A 14,830-nucleotide genomic window follows, 5' to 3' on the forward strand; every position below is an offset into this window, starting at 1 on the left:
AGATCATGATTGAACGAATGAGTGTTCGAGAACTTCGAGACCACCTCGGCCGCCGCATCGACGCCGCCCACCACAACGGCGAACACACCATCGTCGAAAAATATGGCGAAACCCACGCCGTGCTAGTCCCCTACACCTGGTGGGAACAGCAGCAACACTCAGAAGGTCAGGGCACGCTCGCGCCCTAGCGGGCACTCCCGCGCCGGGCTAACCCCGCCCTGAAGGACGGGAGCTTGCACCCGCCGTTCTCGGTCAAAAACGGTGGTGACCCACGGCCGGTGACGGCGGCGTTTCACGGCGAGCGGTTTGAGGCGACGATGTCTCGCGATCTGGCGATACCCCGGCGGCGAGGGTCGTAGGCGGTGAATCAGCGGCGACGGGTATGCCGGAACACCGCTGCACCGGCACGAATCCCCCGTCAGTTCGTGACGGCGTCGATCATCCAGTCGGTCACGGCTTCGGGAGCGAGGAACTGGTGGAGGTGCGTGCCGGGGATGTGACGCACCGGCCAGCCGCGTCGCCCGGCCTCCTTTCATTCCTCTCACCGCGTACACACCGCGCCGCAGGCCGGTCTTCCCGGGGTTCATCGGATTCGGGATGTACCTGATCAGCCTGACATGTCGGTCGATGCACGTAGGTCCGGGGTGCTCATCTGTACAGCCGCGGGCCGTCGGTCATCGCCGGCTGTCTCCTGATCGGTCGTCGCTCCCGCGCTACGCCGCTTCGGCGGCCTGCCCGGCCTCCCGCAGGGCGGGGGAGAACCGCTGTTCGGTCAGGTAGTGGCCGATCCCGACGACGAGCACGATGGGCCACTCAACGATCTCCAAGGCGCCCAGCGCGCCCAGGACGGCGTAGAAGACGAGCCGATCCGGGGACGGCAGGGCCAGCGTGCCGATCACCGGCACGCTGACGTGCGGCCGCTGTGGCGCGTCCGCCTGATCGCGTGCGCGGCCGTTCGAGGAGGTGCCGGTTTTCTGGACCATGTGGGGCCTCCGTGAATCACGACGTACTGTCGACGGTCCCCGTCCTGTGTGGCGCATAACGCCGCCCAATGAGAACTTTGCCCCGTTTTGTGGATCTGGGCCATCAATAATGGCATATACGGTGTAGAGGTTTTGGCTCAGGTGCGACTTTTCCATTGCCTTGTTTTGATGGATCGTTTAAATTTTCGACCGTGCAATCAGGAACTCGCACATTCATTGAAGAGGCCCGGCGAAGCCAGATCGTCGCCTGCGCCATCGAGGTCATCGCGACCCTCGGCTACGCCAACGCCTCGCTCTCCAGGATCGCGAAGCTGGCGAAGGTCAGCACCGGAGTGATCTCCTACCACTTCGGCGGGAAGGACGAGCTGATCCAGGCCGTGGTCGCCGAGGTGGCCGGTATCGCGACGGAGCTGATGACGCCGCGCATCGTCTCCCAGGCCACGGCGGCCGACGCCCTGCGCGTCTACATCGAGGCGAACCTGGAGTTCATGCGCCTGCACCCCAAGCCGCTGCTCGCGCTCGTGGAGATCGTCACTCACAGCCGTGCGAGCGACGGCGGCCCGGGCCCCTACGCCGCCCAGCACGAGATCGCGATCGCGGACCTGGAGAAGGTGCTGGCCTGGGGGCGGCGGACGGGTGAGTTCCGGGACTTCGACCTCCGGACGATGGCGCTCGCGATTCGCGGCGCCATTGACGCGGTGCCCGCTCAAATAGCCATATTTCCTGATTTAGATATAGATCATCTAGCACGTGAACTGACCGTTCTCTTCACCCTCGCAACCCGGAAGTGACGCATGACCGCAGCGCTCGAGATCTCAGGCTTATGCAAGGCCTTCGGTGAGAAAGTAGCCGTCGACCATATCGACCTGAGCATCCCCCAGGGCTCCTTCTACGGGCTTGTCGGCCAGAACGGCGCCGGTAAGACCACCACCCTGTCCATGGCCGTCGGCCTGCTGCGCCCGGACAGCGGCGGCGCACGGATCTTCGGCGCCGACGTCTGGTCCAACCCGGACGAGGCCAAGGCGCTGGTCGGGGTGCTGCCCGACGGGATGGCCATGCCCGAACGGCTCACCGGTCGCGAGGTGCTGACCTACCTCGGCCTGCTCCGCGGGCTGTCGCGCGAGGTCGTCGACCGGCGCGCCGAGGAACTGCTGTCGGTGCTGGAGCTCGACGAGGCGGAGAAGACCCTCGTCATCGAGTACTCCACCGGAATGCGGAAGAAGATCGGACTGGCCACCGCCCTGCTGCACGCGCCGAGGCTGCTGGTGCTCGACGAGCCCTTCGAGGCCGTGGACCCGGTGTCGGCCGCGACGATCAAGACGATCCTGCGGGGGTTCGTGGCCGGGGGCGGGTCCATCGTGCTCTCCAGCCACGTCATGGCCCTCGTGGAGCAGCTCTGCGACCACGTCGCGATGATCGACAAGGGCAGGGTGGCCGCGGCGGGTCCCCTGGACGAGGTCCGCGGCGACGGCTCCCTCGAAGACACCTTCGTCGGCCTGGTCGGCGTCTCCGACGGCAGGTCGAAGGAGCTGACGTGGCTGTCGCGCTGACCATGGTCCAGATGAAGGTGGCCGTGCTCCGTCATTCGATGACCGGCCAGCGGGCCGGCTTCATCGTCATGGGCGCGCTGGTCGGCCTGATCCTCGCGGCCGGGACGATCTTCCTGAGCTTCTCGGAGGCCGACCTGCTCACGGCCGTCTACGCCGTCTGGATGCTGGGCTGGATCTTCGGCCCCGTCTTCGCCGGGGGCGGCGACGAGACGCTCCGCCCCGAGTACTTCACGCCGCTGGGCCTGCCGCCGCGCCGTCTGGCCTCGGGGCTGCTCGTGTCGGCCTTCGTCGGTGTGGCGCCGGCGATCAGCCTGCTCGCCCTCAGCGGGCTCGCGGTCTTCGGAGCGCGGCAGGGCATCGTGGCCGCCCTCGTCTCGGTCCCCGCGCTGCTGCTCCAGCTCGTGGTGTTCGTCCTGCTCTCCCGGGTCGCGGTGGCCCTGATCGGCCTGGCCCTGCGCTCCCGCGTCGGTGCGATCGGCGCCGGACTGATCAACGGCCTGATCCTGGCGATCCTCGGCCAGATCTGGGTCGTCTTCGTGGCGCTCGGCCAGACGCAGGGCGTCCCGCCGGTGGTGACGACGGTGACCCGCTACCTGCCCTCCGGCTGGGGGCTGGTCGCGGTCGAGGCCGCCGCGTCCGGCGACTGGGTGCGGGTGTTGGCGGCCCTCGGCGGAATGGCGGTGCTCATCGCCCTGCTGCTGACCGCATGGGCGGCCCTCCTCACCCGGCGTGCGGGGGCGACCAGGGCCGCCACCCGGGGGCGCAGGCCGATGCGGGCCACCACCGCCTCCGGCGCCGTGCTCGCCAAGGAACTGCGTACCTGGTCGCGCGACCTGGTGCGCACACACCAGCTGACCTTCGCCTTCGCCTACGGCGTGTGCTTCGCGGCGGCCCCGCTGCTGATGAACTGGAACGGAATGCTGCCCTGGGCGGGTCCGATCTTCGTCCTGATGGCCGCGGCCATGTCCGCCAACCTCTACGGCGGCGACGGCACCGCCCTGTGGCTCACCGTCATGACACCGGGAGCGAGTGACGTCCGCGGGCGCCAGCACGCGTGGTTGCTGGTCGTCGCGCCCCTCGCCGTCGTGCTGACGCTCTCTCTCGCCGCGGTCACCGGAGGGCCGTCGCCCGCACTGCTCGCCGTTCTTCTCGCGCTGCTGGGCGGAGGCGCCGGGCTGGTGCCCCTGGCCTCGGTGTACGCGCTCATCCCCGGCACCGACCCGCACCGGCGCGGCGGCAATCCACTGCGCTCCACGGAGGAGGACGGCGCGGTCACCGGCATGGTGTACGCGGTGCTGGCGCTGACCGCCCTCACCGCGGTCCCCGCGGCGATCGCGACCGCGCTGCTCGGCTGGGCGGGCGTGGCCGTCGGAGCCCTGACGGGCGTTCTCTGTTACTGGGGATTCGGGCTTCTCGCCGAGCGGCGGCTGCTCACGGAGGGACCCGAGCTGCTCGACATGATGCGCACCGGACGCCGACCGGCCGGGAAACCCGGCGTAGTCGGCCGGACCCGCTTCGATGACCTGACGCGCCGTCAGCAGATCATCGCCATGATCTGCTTCACGACCGGCGCGATCCCGTTGTTTCCGCAGGGCGTGGTGGCCGGTTACCTCAAGGTCTCCGAAAGCCCCACGCGCTCATGGTTTCTGGCCCTCCATCTACCGCCGTGGCTGCAGTGGCCCACGATCGTGTTCATGGTCGTCCTGGGAGTGGCCATCTACACGGCGGGCGTGATCGTCTCCTACCGGCGGCAGGAGACTCCCGTCGCCGGCCGCGAAACGGTCACCTCCACGACCGCGGTGTAGACCGTGACGGCCGGCGGGCACGGCGGCGACCCGTTCCGGGCCGGGACGCCGCCGGCGTGCGCCGCCGTACCGGGTGAGACGAGACGGCCGGGGCCTGTGCGGCTCGGCCGTCGAGACGTCAGCCGGCTCCCCCCGGGTGCGTGAACGGGGTCGTGGTGGCGAGCTCGACGAAGCCGAGACGCTTCAGGATCGGCCGGCTGTCCGGGGAGGCGTCGACCTGCAGGTAGCGGAAACCCCGGGCCGCCGCCAGGGCGGCCCGGCGGGCCACCAGCGAGCGGAACACACCGCGGCCCCGCCAGGCGGGCAACGTGCCGCCGCCCCACAGGCCGGCGAAGTCGGTGCCGGGGTGGAACTCCATGCGCCCGGCGGAGATCGGAGTCCGCCCGGCCAGGGCGACCACGGCGGCGACCGTACCGCTCCGGCGTCCGAGGTCGGCCAGCAGGGTCCTGCCCACGGGGGAGTGGTCCCCGCCGAACACCTCGTCGTGCACCCGCACGAGCGCGTCGACCCCCTGCTCGTCGACCACGTCCAGCAGTTCCACGCCCGGCGGCGGTGGCACGTCGAGCGTGAGGTCCGCGATCTCGGCGACGAGCAGGGCCTCGGTCGGCTGGGGGGTGAAACCGGCCGCGAGCAGCCGGTCGGGGAGGTCCGACGGCCGGTCGTAGGAGTAGTGCTTCCACTCCCAGGGGCGGGACAGTCCCGCGAACCGGTCGATCTGCGCGGCGATGACCGCGTCGGCGTCGGCGGGGTCGAGGTCGCACCAGGTCACCCCGGTCCATCCACCTCCGGCGGACACGCTCCTGATCACGCCGCCGTCGTGCTCGACACGCCCGTCCGGCGCGTCGGGCTCGGGACACCGGCGTACCTGTTCGTCGAAGGCGGTGAGCACCGCTTGTCGATCCATCCGGGTATCCGACCAGCCGACCGGTGGTGCGGGCAACCGGATTTCCGGTGAGGCGCCTCGCCGGAACGGACCGGCGTCCCGCCGGTTCGACCCCACCCCGTCGATCCGGATGCGTCGAGCGGTACGGCCATGGGCCGTGAGGTGTTCCCTCGAAGAACCGGATCGACGGGGTGGGCAACGTATTCAAGAGGAAAATGTGAACAACCGGGTGCTGAACTGCTCGGGTTTCACCACCGCACGCGCTCTAACCTGGGGCGATGGCGCTGGCATATTTTGCTGATTTCGCCGGACAAGGCTGGAAACAGGTCGGAGAACTGGCACTGGCATTCCTGCTGTCAGCGGTGATAGGCCTCGAGCGGGAAATCCGCCAGAAGAGCGCGGGACTGCGCACCCACACCCTGGTGGGTCTCGCCGCCGCGCTGATGATGCTGGTGTCGAAATACGGCTTCGCCGATGTTCTGGGGGATCGCGTCGTCCTCGACCCGTCCCGGGTGGCCGCCCAGATCGTGTCCGGCATCGGCTTCGTCGGCGCGGGTCTGATATTCGTTCGCCGCGACGCGGTCCGCGGTCTCACCACCGCCGCGGCGATCTGGCTCACCGCCGGGGTGGGCATGGCGGCGGGGGCGGGGCTGTGGTTGCTGGCCGTTGTCGTGACCGTGGGGTATTTCGTGACGATGCTCGTCTTCACGCCACTGACGAATCGGCTTCCCCAGTCCAAACACGCCCCCTCACGGCTCCACCTGACCTATCGCGGCGGGCGAGGCGTGCTGCGGCAGGTGCTGGCCGAATGCACGCGACGGGGATTCAGCGTGAACGAGCTGTCCACCGACCAGCGGGCCGAGCGCCACGATCCGGCGATCGTCTCGCTCTGGCTCATCGTGCACGGCACCGGCTCGATGACGGAGCTGACGGCGGCGCTCTCCGAGATCGAGGGGGTGCTCTCCGTGGTGAGCCACGACGCCAACGCGCCGGTGCCCTGACGCTCGTCGGGCGGACCGCGGTGATCCACGACGCCGATGCGGCGGTGCCCTGACGGCGGACCGCGGTGAGCCGGGACGCCGGCGCGGCGGTGCCCGGCGCCCGTCAGGTGAAGAGATCGGCCCGTTCCGCGATGAACTCCTCCACCGTCTTCGCGGGCCTTCCGAGGATCGACTCGACGTCCCGGGTCGCTCGATCGTAGCGATTGAGGTGATGCAGGCGCGCCATGGTGAGGATGTGCTCCTCGGTGTGGGGCGGGAACCCGGCGGGCGAGACGATCTGGTCGGCCCAGGTGTCGAACGGGACGTCCACGTAGGTGACCTTCCTCCCCAGTGCGCGGGAGTACTCCTCGGCGATTCCGGTCATCTCCTGCGACCGGAACCCGGTCAGCTCGTAGACGTGCCCGAGATGCGGCCGCGGGTCTTCCAGAACCGCCGCGACGACCTGGGCGACGTCGTCGGCCGCGACCGGTGAGGTGCGACCGGTGCCGAAGGGAAGCCGGATGGTCCCGCTGTCGGCGATGGAACGCGCGGCCAGTGTCGTGAAGAACGGGTTGTCCAGGAAAACGGTGGGACGGATGTGCACGATCGGGAGCACGGACCAGTCGAGCACCTGTTCGGACAGCCAGTGCAACCGCTGCTGATGCGACTCCTCGGTACTCAGCGGAGTCATCCGCGACACCGTCATCTGCGAGATGCCGACCAGGACCTCAAGGGCGCCCAGCGCGCGGGCCACCGTCGCGACGGTGGCGGCGGCCTCCAGATACGAGGGTGAGACGCTCATACCGAAGAACATCCGGGAACCGCCGTCGAGGGCGTTCGCCACCTCATCGGGCCGGGTGAGATCGCCGACGACGACCTGCGCACCGAGGGCACGCAACGCGTCCGCGCGCTTGTCGTCGTGATGCACCATCGCCCGTACGGGCCGGCCGCGCTCGCACAGCAGCCGGACGACGGTACGGCCGACGCCTCCGACACCGCCACCGGCGCCGGTGACGAGGATGAGACCGTCATCAGCCATCGAGACCCCCTGTCTCAGGGTAGTCGTCGCCCTCCGGCGATCAGCGCCCCGGCCCTCCTTCGACGACCTGCGTCTCGAAGGCCGGGCACGGAACGGGAAGGCGGCGACCGGGCCGGCCTCAAGAGGTTCGGCGGACGGTCACGAACGGCGTTTCATCGGTGAACGGCGTTCGCTCAAAGTACGTCGTTCGCTCAAAGTACGGTGTTCGCCACGTGCGGATTCCCCCGATATACGATCAGCGGATGACTGAGATGCCGGCTCCGCCGTCGCGCGGGGCTCGCGGGGTGAGCGCTCCACGGGCGGTTCTGAGCAGGGATCTCATCGTCGCGACCGGACTGCGGATTCTCGACGCCGAAGGTCTCGACGCGCTGAGCATGCGCCGGGTCGCACAGGAGCTCGGGACCGGTCCCGCCTCGCTCTACGCCCACGTGGAGAACAAGAAGGAACTGCTCGACCTGATCTACGACGAGGTCATGGCCGAGATCCGCGTGCCCGAGCCCGAGCCCGGGCGGTGGCTGGAGCAGCTCAGGGAGATGGCGCTCGACGCGTTCCGGGTGCTGAGCGCCCACGCGGACATCGCCAAGATCGGCCTGGCCGACATCCCGACAGGACCCAACGTGCTGCGGATCGCCGAGGCGCAGATGGCCATCATGCTCGCGGGCGGCGTGCCCCCCAAGCTCGCCGGCCTCATGGTCGACCGGCTCGGCCTCTACGTCTGTTCCGACGCCTACGAGGGCTCGCTCCACCTCAGCGGGCAGCGCGGCGGCGGCGGAAAGGAACTGGAGAGCTTCATGGAGGAGCTCTTCGGCCAGATCGAGGGGTTCCCCCGAGGCCTGCCCGCCGGCCGCTTCCCCCGCCTCGTCGCCCGGGTGGACAACCTGGCGGACGTCAACGGCGTCGAGCGGTTCGAGTTCGGCCTCGACCTGATCCTGCGCGGGATGGCCTCCCGCGTCGATGTCGCGGCTCCCGCGCCCCGGACGGGTCCTACGACCAAGGACTGACCCTGGGGCCGATGTCCCGTGCGGGGTGGCGACCGTACCGTCGGATCATGACTATTTTGACGGCTGTTGAACGTCCGGCTGGGATATTCGCCCAGCCCTACCGTGCGCTGACGGTCGGAATGGTGGCCCTCATGGCGTTGGTCGCCTTCGAATACCTGGCGGTGGCCACCGCCATGCCGGTCGTGGCGGACGAGTTGGACGGACACGCGCTGTACGGGCTGGCGTTCAGCGGGGCGATGGCGGCCGGAGTGATCGCGACGGTGCTGGGCGGGCGGTGGAGCGACGTCAAGGGGCCGATCGCGCCGCTCTGGACGGGTACGGCCACCTTCGCCGCCGGGCTGGTCGTGGCCGGGCTGGCGCCGACGATGGACCTGTTCATCGCGGGGCGGTTCGTCCAGGGCTTCGGGGGAGGCATCCTCCAGGTCTCGCTGTACGTGCTGGTCTCGCGGGTCTACCCGGCGGAGATCCATCCTCGGGTCTTCTCGGTCTTCGCGACCGCCTGGGTGGTGCCCTCCATGATCGGCCCCGCCATCACCGGCTTCGTGGTGGAGGGGGCCGGCTGGCGCTGGGTCTTCATCGGGGTGACGATCCTCCTCCTCCCGGCCGCGCTGCTGTTCGGACGCGGCCTGATCTCGGCGCCGATGTCGGAGCAGCCGCCGCTGGGCGCGCGGTCCTCGATCGTGCGGCGGCTGGGCTGGGCGGTGCTGGTCGCGGTCGGCGCGGCGCTCATGCAGTACGGCGGGGCGGCCCGTGGCGCGGGACTGATCCTGCTGCTCGTCGGCCTGGCCACGCTGGGCGCGGCGCTGCCCCGGCTGCTCCCCCCGGGCACCCTGCTCGCCGCCCGGGGCCTGCCCTCGGTGATCGCTCTGCGGGGGATCGTGGCGGGCGCGGCCATCGGAGGCGAGGCGTTCCTGCCGTTGATGCTGACCGAGGAGCGTGGCCTGTCGCTCACCATGGCCGGGCTCACACTGACCGGCGGCGCGCTGAGCTGGTCGTTCGGCTCGTGGGTCGTGGGCCGCAGGCGTTTCGACCGGGTCCTGGTCCTGCGGACCGGCTCCGTGCTGGTCGCCACGGGTCTCACGCTGATGGGCCTGACCGTGTTCGCCGTCGTTCCGGTCGCCGGAGCCTTCGTCGGGGAGATCGTGCTCGGGCTCGGCATGGGCATCGTGTACCCGACGCTGTCGGTGCTCGTCCTGGAGCTGTCGCGACCCGGGGAGGAGGGAGAGAACAGCGCGTCCCTGGGCGTCGGGGAGTCGGTCTACACGGTCGTCGCGGTCGCGGTCACCGGTGCGATCCTGGCGGCCCTGGGCGCCGCCGTCTTCACCTACGTGCTCTGCTTCGCGTTGACCGCGCTGATGGCGGCGACGGGAGCGCTGGTCGCGAGCCGGGTCGCCGTCCCGAGGTCCTGAAGGCGCCGCCGGGATCGGGAGGTCCGCCTCGGATGAGAGGGCTCGCGGTGATCTTCTCCCGTCGAGCCCCCTCGCCGACCACGGCGCCGCGCGCCTGGCCGCCGGTGAATCCTCCCCCGTCGTTCGCGCAGCCGGGCAACGCTTGGCGCGGCCCAGACGTATTAGAGGTCATGAAATTGGACGAACAGGCGTGAGCGGCACGGAGGGCGACGGGTTCGCCGCCTTCGTGGCCGCACGCGGTACAAGTCTGCTCCGGGTCGCCTACCTCGCGTGCGGCGACGAGGTGGAGGCGGAGGACCTGCTGCAGACGGCACTGGAGCGCACCTACCAGAACTGGGACCGGGTGCGGTACGACGATCCCGAGCCCTACATCCGCCGCATCATCGTCAACACCTCCATCAGCCGTGCCCGGCGCCGGGCGATCCTGCGGTTCATCCCGATGCACACCCCTCCCGAACTGCCGGTGCGAGAGACCGACGTCGACCTGCGTCACGTGCTCATGGACACGCTGCGGGCGCTGCCTCCCCGGCAGCGGGCGGTGGTCGTCCTGCGGTACTGGGAGGACCTCAGCGAGGCGCAGACCGCGGAGGTCCTCGGCTGTTCGGCGGGAACGGTGAAAAGTCAGGCCTCCAAGGCGCTCGCCAAGCTCCGTGTGGCGATCGGCGGGGAATCGGTGAAAGGAGTGATCAGGAATGTCCACGCTTGAGGATGACCTCCGCCGTCTCCTGGCGGACGAGACCGGCAGGCTGAGCGCCGCGCCCGATCTGGCGGACCGGGTTGTCCGATCCTCGCGGAGAAAGAAGACGAATCGGGTCAGGCTTACCGCCCTGGTCGCCGCGGCAGCCGTCGCGGGGGCGGTGGTCCCCTCCTACCTGATCCCCGATCCGGGCTCCGTGGCGGTACAGGGAGTCGGGCTCGGCGGGCCGGTCGGGGCCCCCGAGGCGGCGCGGCCGGACGCCACCGGCCAGGCCGTGCCGGAACCCCCCGCCATCGACGACTTCCCGCCCACCCCGTCCCCGGCCCCCGATCTCGGCGACCTGGGCGACGGAAGGGCCTTCGGGCGCGTCAGGGTGGGTTACCTGCCCGCCGGCCTGCAGTGGTCCCACACGTCGAGGGACTTCGGCGACAGCTATACGACCTCGTGGAACGACGACGGCGACAAGAACGGGTTCTACTGCGTTCAGATCTTCGTCTACGAGGGCCAGGCGGTCCGGGAGGTCGACGAGCGCGTGCGGACATACCGCGAGGAGAAGGCGGGCAAGGACGTGACCATCGGTGACCGGACCGGCTATCTGCTCAGGCAGTGGGTCGGCGAGGACGGCCTGAAGGGCACCCCCAGCCTTTTCCTGGGCGTGGGGGAGGGGCGGACGGTCGAGGTGACGTTCAGCCCCACCTTCGCCGAGCGGCTCGGCGGCGACAGGGCGGTCGACCGCGAGCTGAGGAGGATCGCCGCAGGACTCACCGCCGGGGACTGAACGCGCTCGGCGCCCGCGCCCGCCGGAATTCGGACGTCATGACACCATGGGAAGAACACCCCCTTTCCCGGTGTTGAGGGGTGAGTCCCGCCCCCGGGCGGGTTTCGTGTTCTCCGAGCGTGAAGATCGAGGGGGGTCCATGCCGCGGGTCCGTGAGATTGAGGTGTTCCGGCTGGTCCTGCCGTACGGCAGGCGACCGGAGAGCATTCTTGTCCGGCTCATCGATTACGGGGGCATGGATGGCTGGGGCGAGGTCGTCGACGCCGACCCCAAGATCTGGGCGGCTCTGGAGGAAGGACTCGCACGGGCGCTGATCGGCGTCGACTGGGAGCATCCCGACGAGCTGGGCGCCGTTCCCGGTGGCTCCGCCGCCGACATGGCCTGCTGGGATCTGTGGACCAAGATGCGCGGCGTGCCGCTCTCCCACGCGCTGGGCGGCAACCGCACCTCTCTCATGGCCACCGCCAGGATCGGCGGCGAGCGCAACCTGGAGAGCCTGGTCGCGCGGGTGAACCGCCTCGTCTGCGCCGGATACGCCCACGTCACGCTGGACGTCCACCCTGACTGGGACATCGAGCCGCTGCGCGCCGTCCGCCACGCCTACCCGGCGCTGGGCATCGGCGTGGACGCCCGGGGCGCCTACACCGACATCGAGGCGCTCGAGGCGATGGACGCCTACACGCTCTCGTCCATCGAACGCCCGTTCTCCAACCTCGCCGACCACGCCGACCTGCAAGAACGCGTCGCCGCCCCGGTCCTGCTCGACGTGTCGTCGGTGGCCGAGCTCGACGAGGCGATCACGCTGAGCGCGGGCCGGGCGCTGCTGCTGCGCCCGGCGGCGCTGGGATCCCTGCGTGAGGTACGGCGGGCGCACGACCACGCCGTGGCGGCGGGCTGGGAGATCGCCTGCGCCGGTGGACAGGGCACCGGCCTGGCCCGGGCGGCCACGGTCGCCGCGGCCAGCCTGCCCGGCTGCGACCTCCCCTGCGACGTGGCCGAACCTCCGCGTAGCGCGCAGATCGTCATCCCGCCCGTCGGCGCCTCCGGCGGAGTGGTGGCCGTGCCGCTCACCCAGTCGGGCCTCGGGCACACCATCGACGAGGTGCGGGTTCGCCGTCTCGCCAAGGACTCGTACGCCGTTTAGCGGTTACGAGGCGCTCGCGGCTCCGGGACGTCGGTCACCGCGAGCGAGTCCCTCTTCCGCCTTCCGCGGGACGGCGGTCAGTGCGCACACGTGGATTCCTCCCCGTCAGGCCGCGCGGCGGCGGTGAACTCGAGCAGGACGCGGGCGAGCGTTCGCCGGGTGCCGGGAGGCAGCCGGGTCAGGGCGGAGGCGATGTGCCGGCGGCGGGCGTCGCGCAGGCGCTGGAGGGTCTGGCGGCCGAGCGGGGTGACCTCGATGGTGATCTCACGGCGGCTGTGCAGCGAGAGCAGGCGGGTGAGCAGCCCGGCCGTGTCGAGCCGGGCGACCAGACGGCCGGCCGAGGAGACCGACGTGCCGAGACGGGCGGCGAGGGCGCTGAGGTTCAGCGGGCCGTGCCGTTCGATCGCCAGCAGCACGCGCAGCTGGGTGATCGACAGGTCGCCCTCCTCGACGATGGCGGTGAGGGTCATCTCCACCAGCGCCAGCGACGCCTCCTCCACGCACCGCCCCGCGTCGTCGAGCTCGTCCCCGCCGAGGGGCCCGTCGTCCGGTGCGGGAAGGAAGGTCTGGCGGGTCATCGGCCGTCACCGGCCCAACTGGGAGATCTTGTCCTTGAACAGGGTCGTGGCGATCGCCACCTTGTGCGGCTGGCCCCTCAGGAAGGCCTCCACGAACTTCTTGGCCTGCTCGTAGGAGACCTTGCCCGGCATCGGCGGCTCGTTCGGGTTGACGTCCACGTCCACCAGGGCGGGCCCGTCGTGCTCCAGCGCCTGGCGTACCGCCTCGTCGACGTCGCCGGGCGAGGTGACCTTGCGGCCGTAGGCCCCGCAGGAGCGCGCCCAGGCGGAGAAGTCGGAGGCCGGTTCGCCGAACCGCACGCCGTGCTCGGGGTAGCCGAGCACCATCTGCTCCCACAGGATCTGGCCCAGGGAGCCGTTGTTGTTGACGACCACGGTGATCGGCAACCGGTAGCGGGCGGCGGTGAGGAACTCGGCCATCAGCATCGCGAAGCCGCCGTCCCCGACGAACGCGATCACCTGGCGTCCGGGGAAGGCGAGCTGCATCGCGATCGCGTACGGCAGGCCCGGCGCCATCGTGGCGAGGTTGCCCGACAGGTAGAAGCCCCGGTCGCCGCGGATCGTCCAGTGCCGCGCCGCCCAGGTGGCGATCGTGCCGGAGTCACAGGTGAGGATCGCGTCGTCGGCCGCGAGGTGATTGATGCGGCTCATCAGGTACTGCGGGGCGATGGGGTCACGTTTGGGCGACTCCAGGGCCGCCATGTCCTCCCGCCAGTGGTTCATCGCCTTCTGGTACTTCTCCAGGTGCGCCCGGTCCTCGTTGCGCCTCAGCAGCGGCAGCAACGCGGCCAGTCCCTCCCGGGCGTCGCCGATCATCGGCACGCGGGTGGGGATGCGCACGCCGGCGCGGGCGGGGTCGGCCTCGATCTGCACCACGCGGGTCCCGCCGGGCTCGGGCAGGTGCTTGGTGTAGGGGAAGTTGGTGCCGATCATGAACAGCGTGTCGCAGTCCTCGACGAGGTCCTCGCCCGGCTTGGTGCCCAGCAGCCCGATCCCGCCGACCGCGTACGGCGAGTCGTCGGGGATGACGGCCTTGCCGGGCAATGTCTTGATCACCGGCGCGCCCAGCACGTCGGCGACGGCCAGCACCTCCTGCCGCGCGTGCAGGGCGCCCGCGCCGGCCAGGATCGCGACCCTCTCTCCCGCGTTGAGCACCTCCGCCGCGGCCTGCAGGTCCTCGTGCCGGGGGATGCCCGGCGGGGGCAGGTAGATCGGCGCGGTGGCGGGGGGTCGCGCCGGGGCGACGTGCTGGTAGGGATCGGCGTCGGCGGGGGCGACCTGCACGTCGTTCGGGACGGACAGGTGGGCCACGCCGCGCCGGGCGTACGCGGTGCGGATCGCGATGTCCACCACGCCGGGCACCTGCGCCGGGTTGTCGACGACGAGGTTGTACTCGGCGACGTCGGCGTAGAGCCGGTCGAGGTGGACCTCCTGCTGGTAGCCGGTGCCCAGCACACTGGTCTCCTGCATGCCGGTGATGGCCAGCACGGGCTGGTGGTCGAGTTTGGCGTCGTAGAGGCCGTTGAGCAGGTGGATGCCGCCGGGGCCCGAGGTCGCCAGGCAGACCCCTATGCGACCGGTGGCCTTGGCGTGGGCGGCGGCCATGAACGCGGCCGCCTCCTCGTGGTGGACCAGGACGAACCTGACCCGGTCGGCGTGGCGGCGCAGGCCCTCCATGATGCCGTTGATGCCGTCGCCCGGCAGCCCGAAGATCGTATCGACCCCCCAGGCGGCCAGCCGTTCGACGAGTACTTCGGAGACGATGACGGTCATACCTGCGGGATGGCCCGGCCACCCGGCCCTAAACGTTCGCCCTGTGGAAACTGTCACCCCTTTGCGAATTTTGTCATCTAAGCAGTGGTCGCCGAGGGGAGGGGTTGACCGCTGCCCGAAACCGGCGGACCTGCAGATCACGTACACCGTCGACGGCGCCCGCCGCGTTTCCGAGCGGACGCCCGGCTGGTTGAGCGGCTATGGGGGTTC

15 protein-coding genes are annotated in these 14,830 nt (G+C 70.3%); 10 read left to right on the plus strand and 5 right to left on the minus strand.

Features of this window, described 5'->3' with window-relative positions; translation table 11 throughout:
• Positions 1–5: 5 nt before the first annotated feature.
• The gene (locus J2853_RS03080) at positions 6–188 is read left to right on the plus strand and encodes a type II toxin-antitoxin system Phd/YefM family antitoxin (protein WP_307554736.1); all 183 of its coding nucleotides are present in this window, start codon (positions 6–8) and stop codon (positions 186–188) included.
• A gap of 525 nt (positions 189–713) precedes the next feature.
• Here the strand turns inward: J2853_RS03080 and J2853_RS03085 are convergent.
• On the minus strand, positions 714–983 hold the full coding sequence (locus J2853_RS03085; RefSeq protein WP_307554737.1) for a hypothetical protein: 270 nt from the start codon (positions 981–983) through the stop codon (positions 714–716).
• A gap of 191 nt (positions 984–1,174) precedes the next feature.
• Between J2853_RS03085 and J2853_RS03090 the strand changes: the two genes are divergently transcribed.
• From J2853_RS03090 to J2853_RS03100, 3 genes are read left to right on the plus strand one after another with little or no spacing between them, the layout of a single operon-like run.
• On the plus strand, positions 1,175–1,774 hold the full coding sequence (locus tag J2853_RS03090) for a TetR/AcrR family transcriptional regulator (protein ID WP_307554740.1): 600 nt from the start codon (positions 1,175–1,177) through the stop codon (positions 1,772–1,774).
• 3 nt (positions 1,775–1,777) lie between these two features.
• Entirely contained in the window at positions 1,778–2,533 is a 756-nt protein-coding gene (locus tag J2853_RS03095; protein WP_307554742.1) for an ABC transporter ATP-binding protein, read from the plus strand.
• The gene (locus J2853_RS03100) at positions 2,518–4,338 is read left to right on the plus strand and encodes a GumC domain-containing protein (RefSeq protein ID WP_307554744.1); all 1,821 of its coding nucleotides are present in this window, start codon (positions 2,518–2,520) and stop codon (positions 4,336–4,338) included. Before J2853_RS03095 ends, J2853_RS03100 begins: the two co-directional genes overlap by 16 nt.
• 118 nt (positions 4,339–4,456) lie before the next feature.
• On the opposite strand, the gene J2853_RS03105 is transcribed toward J2853_RS03100, so the two are convergent.
• Positions 4,457–5,242 (minus strand): GNAT family N-acetyltransferase, encoded by a 786-nt coding sequence (locus tag J2853_RS03105; RefSeq protein WP_307554746.1) that lies wholly within the window; start codon positions 5,240–5,242, stop codon positions 4,457–4,459.
• A 257-nt stretch (positions 5,243–5,499) separates the two neighbouring features.
• Between J2853_RS03105 and J2853_RS03110 the strand changes: the two genes are divergently transcribed.
• The gene (locus J2853_RS03110; protein WP_307554748.1) at positions 5,500–6,222 is read left to right on the plus strand and encodes an MgtC/SapB family protein; all 723 of its coding nucleotides are present in this window, start codon (positions 5,500–5,502) and stop codon (positions 6,220–6,222) included.
• Between the two features lie 103 nt (positions 6,223–6,325).
• On the opposite strand, the gene J2853_RS03115 is transcribed toward J2853_RS03110, so the two are convergent.
• Positions 6,326–7,240 carry an NmrA family NAD(P)-binding protein gene (locus J2853_RS03115; RefSeq protein ID WP_307554750.1) on the minus strand — a complete coding sequence of 305 codons (915 nt, stop codon included), beginning with the start codon at positions 7,238–7,240 and terminating at the stop codon, positions 6,326–6,328.
• 242 nt (positions 7,241–7,482) lie between these two features.
• Here J2853_RS03115 and J2853_RS03120 point away from each other — a divergent pair, with 242 nt between their 5' ends.
• The 5 genes from J2853_RS03120 (at position 7,483) to J2853_RS03140 (ending at position 12,269) form a co-directional block, all read left to right on the plus strand.
• Positions 7,483–8,241: a TetR/AcrR family transcriptional regulator gene (locus J2853_RS03120; protein WP_307554752.1), complete on the plus strand. Its 759-nt coding sequence runs from the start codon at positions 7,483–7,485 to the stop codon at positions 8,239–8,241.
• A gap of 47 nt (positions 8,242–8,288) precedes the next feature.
• A complete protein-coding gene (locus J2853_RS03125; RefSeq protein ID WP_307554754.1) occupies positions 8,289–9,650 on the plus strand; it encodes an MFS transporter in 1,362 nt (453 codons plus the stop codon).
• Positions 9,651–9,840: 190 nt separating this feature from the next.
• Positions 9,841–10,356, plus strand: coding sequence for a SigE family RNA polymerase sigma factor (locus J2853_RS03130; RefSeq protein WP_307554756.1), 516 nt, complete (start codon positions 9,841–9,843; stop codon positions 10,354–10,356).
• Positions 10,343–11,125, plus strand: a complete 783-nt coding sequence (locus J2853_RS03135; protein WP_307554758.1) for a hypothetical protein — start codon at positions 10,343–10,345, stop codon at positions 11,123–11,125. The genes J2853_RS03130 and J2853_RS03135 overlap by 14 nt, the downstream gene beginning before the upstream one ends.
• A 139-nt stretch (positions 11,126–11,264) precedes the next feature.
• Positions 11,265–12,269, plus strand: a complete 1,005-nt coding sequence (locus tag J2853_RS03140) for an enolase C-terminal domain-like protein (protein WP_307554760.1) — start codon at positions 11,265–11,267, stop codon at positions 12,267–12,269.
• 77 nt (positions 12,270–12,346) lie between these two features.
• Here J2853_RS03140 and J2853_RS03145 read toward each other — a convergent pair whose 3' ends face one another.
• Positions 12,347–12,847 carry a MarR family winged helix-turn-helix transcriptional regulator gene (locus J2853_RS03145; RefSeq protein ID WP_307554762.1) on the minus strand — a complete coding sequence of 167 codons (501 nt, stop codon included), beginning with the start codon at positions 12,845–12,847 and terminating at the stop codon, positions 12,347–12,349.
• Positions 12,848–12,853: 6 nt separating this feature from the next.
• Positions 12,854–14,620 (minus strand): thiamine pyrophosphate-dependent enzyme, encoded by a 1,767-nt coding sequence (locus J2853_RS03150; RefSeq protein ID WP_307554764.1) that lies wholly within the window; start codon positions 14,618–14,620, stop codon positions 12,854–12,856.
• Positions 14,621–14,830 lie beyond the last annotated feature (210 nt).

This window comes from Streptosporangium lutulentum (assembly GCF_030811455.1).
Taxonomy (GTDB): Bacteria; Actinomycetota; Actinomycetes; order Streptosporangiales; family Streptosporangiaceae; genus Streptosporangium; species Streptosporangium lutulentum.

Excerpts from the sequence above, each read along its gene's own strand:
- J2853_RS03115 (WP_307554750.1), bottom strand. The coding sequence starts at position 7,240 with ATGGCTGATGACGGTCTCATCCTCGTCACCGGCGCCGGTGGCGGTGTC.
- J2853_RS03145 (WP_307554762.1), bottom strand. The coding sequence starts at position 12,847 with ATGACCCGCCAGACCTTCCTTCCCGCACCGGACGACGGGCCCCTCGGC.
- J2853_RS03150 (WP_307554764.1), bottom strand. The coding sequence starts at position 14,620 with ATGACCGTCATCGTCTCCGAAGTACTCGTCGAACGGCTGGCCGCCTGG.
- J2853_RS03125 (WP_307554754.1), top strand. The coding sequence starts at position 8,289 with ATGACTATTTTGACGGCTGTTGAACGTCCGGCTGGGATATTCGCCCAG.
- J2853_RS03110 (WP_307554748.1), top strand. The coding sequence starts at position 5,500 with ATGGCGCTGGCATATTTTGCTGATTTCGCCGGACAAGGCTGGAAACAG.
- J2853_RS03105 (WP_307554746.1), bottom strand. The coding sequence starts at position 5,242 with ATGGATCGACAAGCGGTGCTCACCGCCTTCGACGAACAGGTACGCCGG.
- J2853_RS03085 (WP_307554737.1), bottom strand. The coding sequence starts at position 983 with ATGGTCCAGAAAACCGGCACCTCCTCGAACGGCCGCGCACGCGATCAG.
- J2853_RS03135 (WP_307554758.1), top strand. The coding sequence starts at position 10,343 with ATGTCCACGCTTGAGGATGACCTCCGCCGTCTCCTGGCGGACGAGACC.
- J2853_RS03095 (WP_307554742.1), top strand. The coding sequence starts at position 1,778 with ATGACCGCAGCGCTCGAGATCTCAGGCTTATGCAAGGCCTTCGGTGAG.
- J2853_RS03080 (WP_307554736.1), top strand. The coding sequence starts at position 6 with ATGATTGAACGAATGAGTGTTCGAGAACTTCGAGACCACCTCGGCCGC.
- J2853_RS03140 (WP_307554760.1), top strand. The coding sequence starts at position 11,265 with ATGCCGCGGGTCCGTGAGATTGAGGTGTTCCGGCTGGTCCTGCCGTAC.
- J2853_RS03120 (WP_307554752.1), top strand. The coding sequence starts at position 7,483 with ATGACTGAGATGCCGGCTCCGCCGTCGCGCGGGGCTCGCGGGGTGAGC.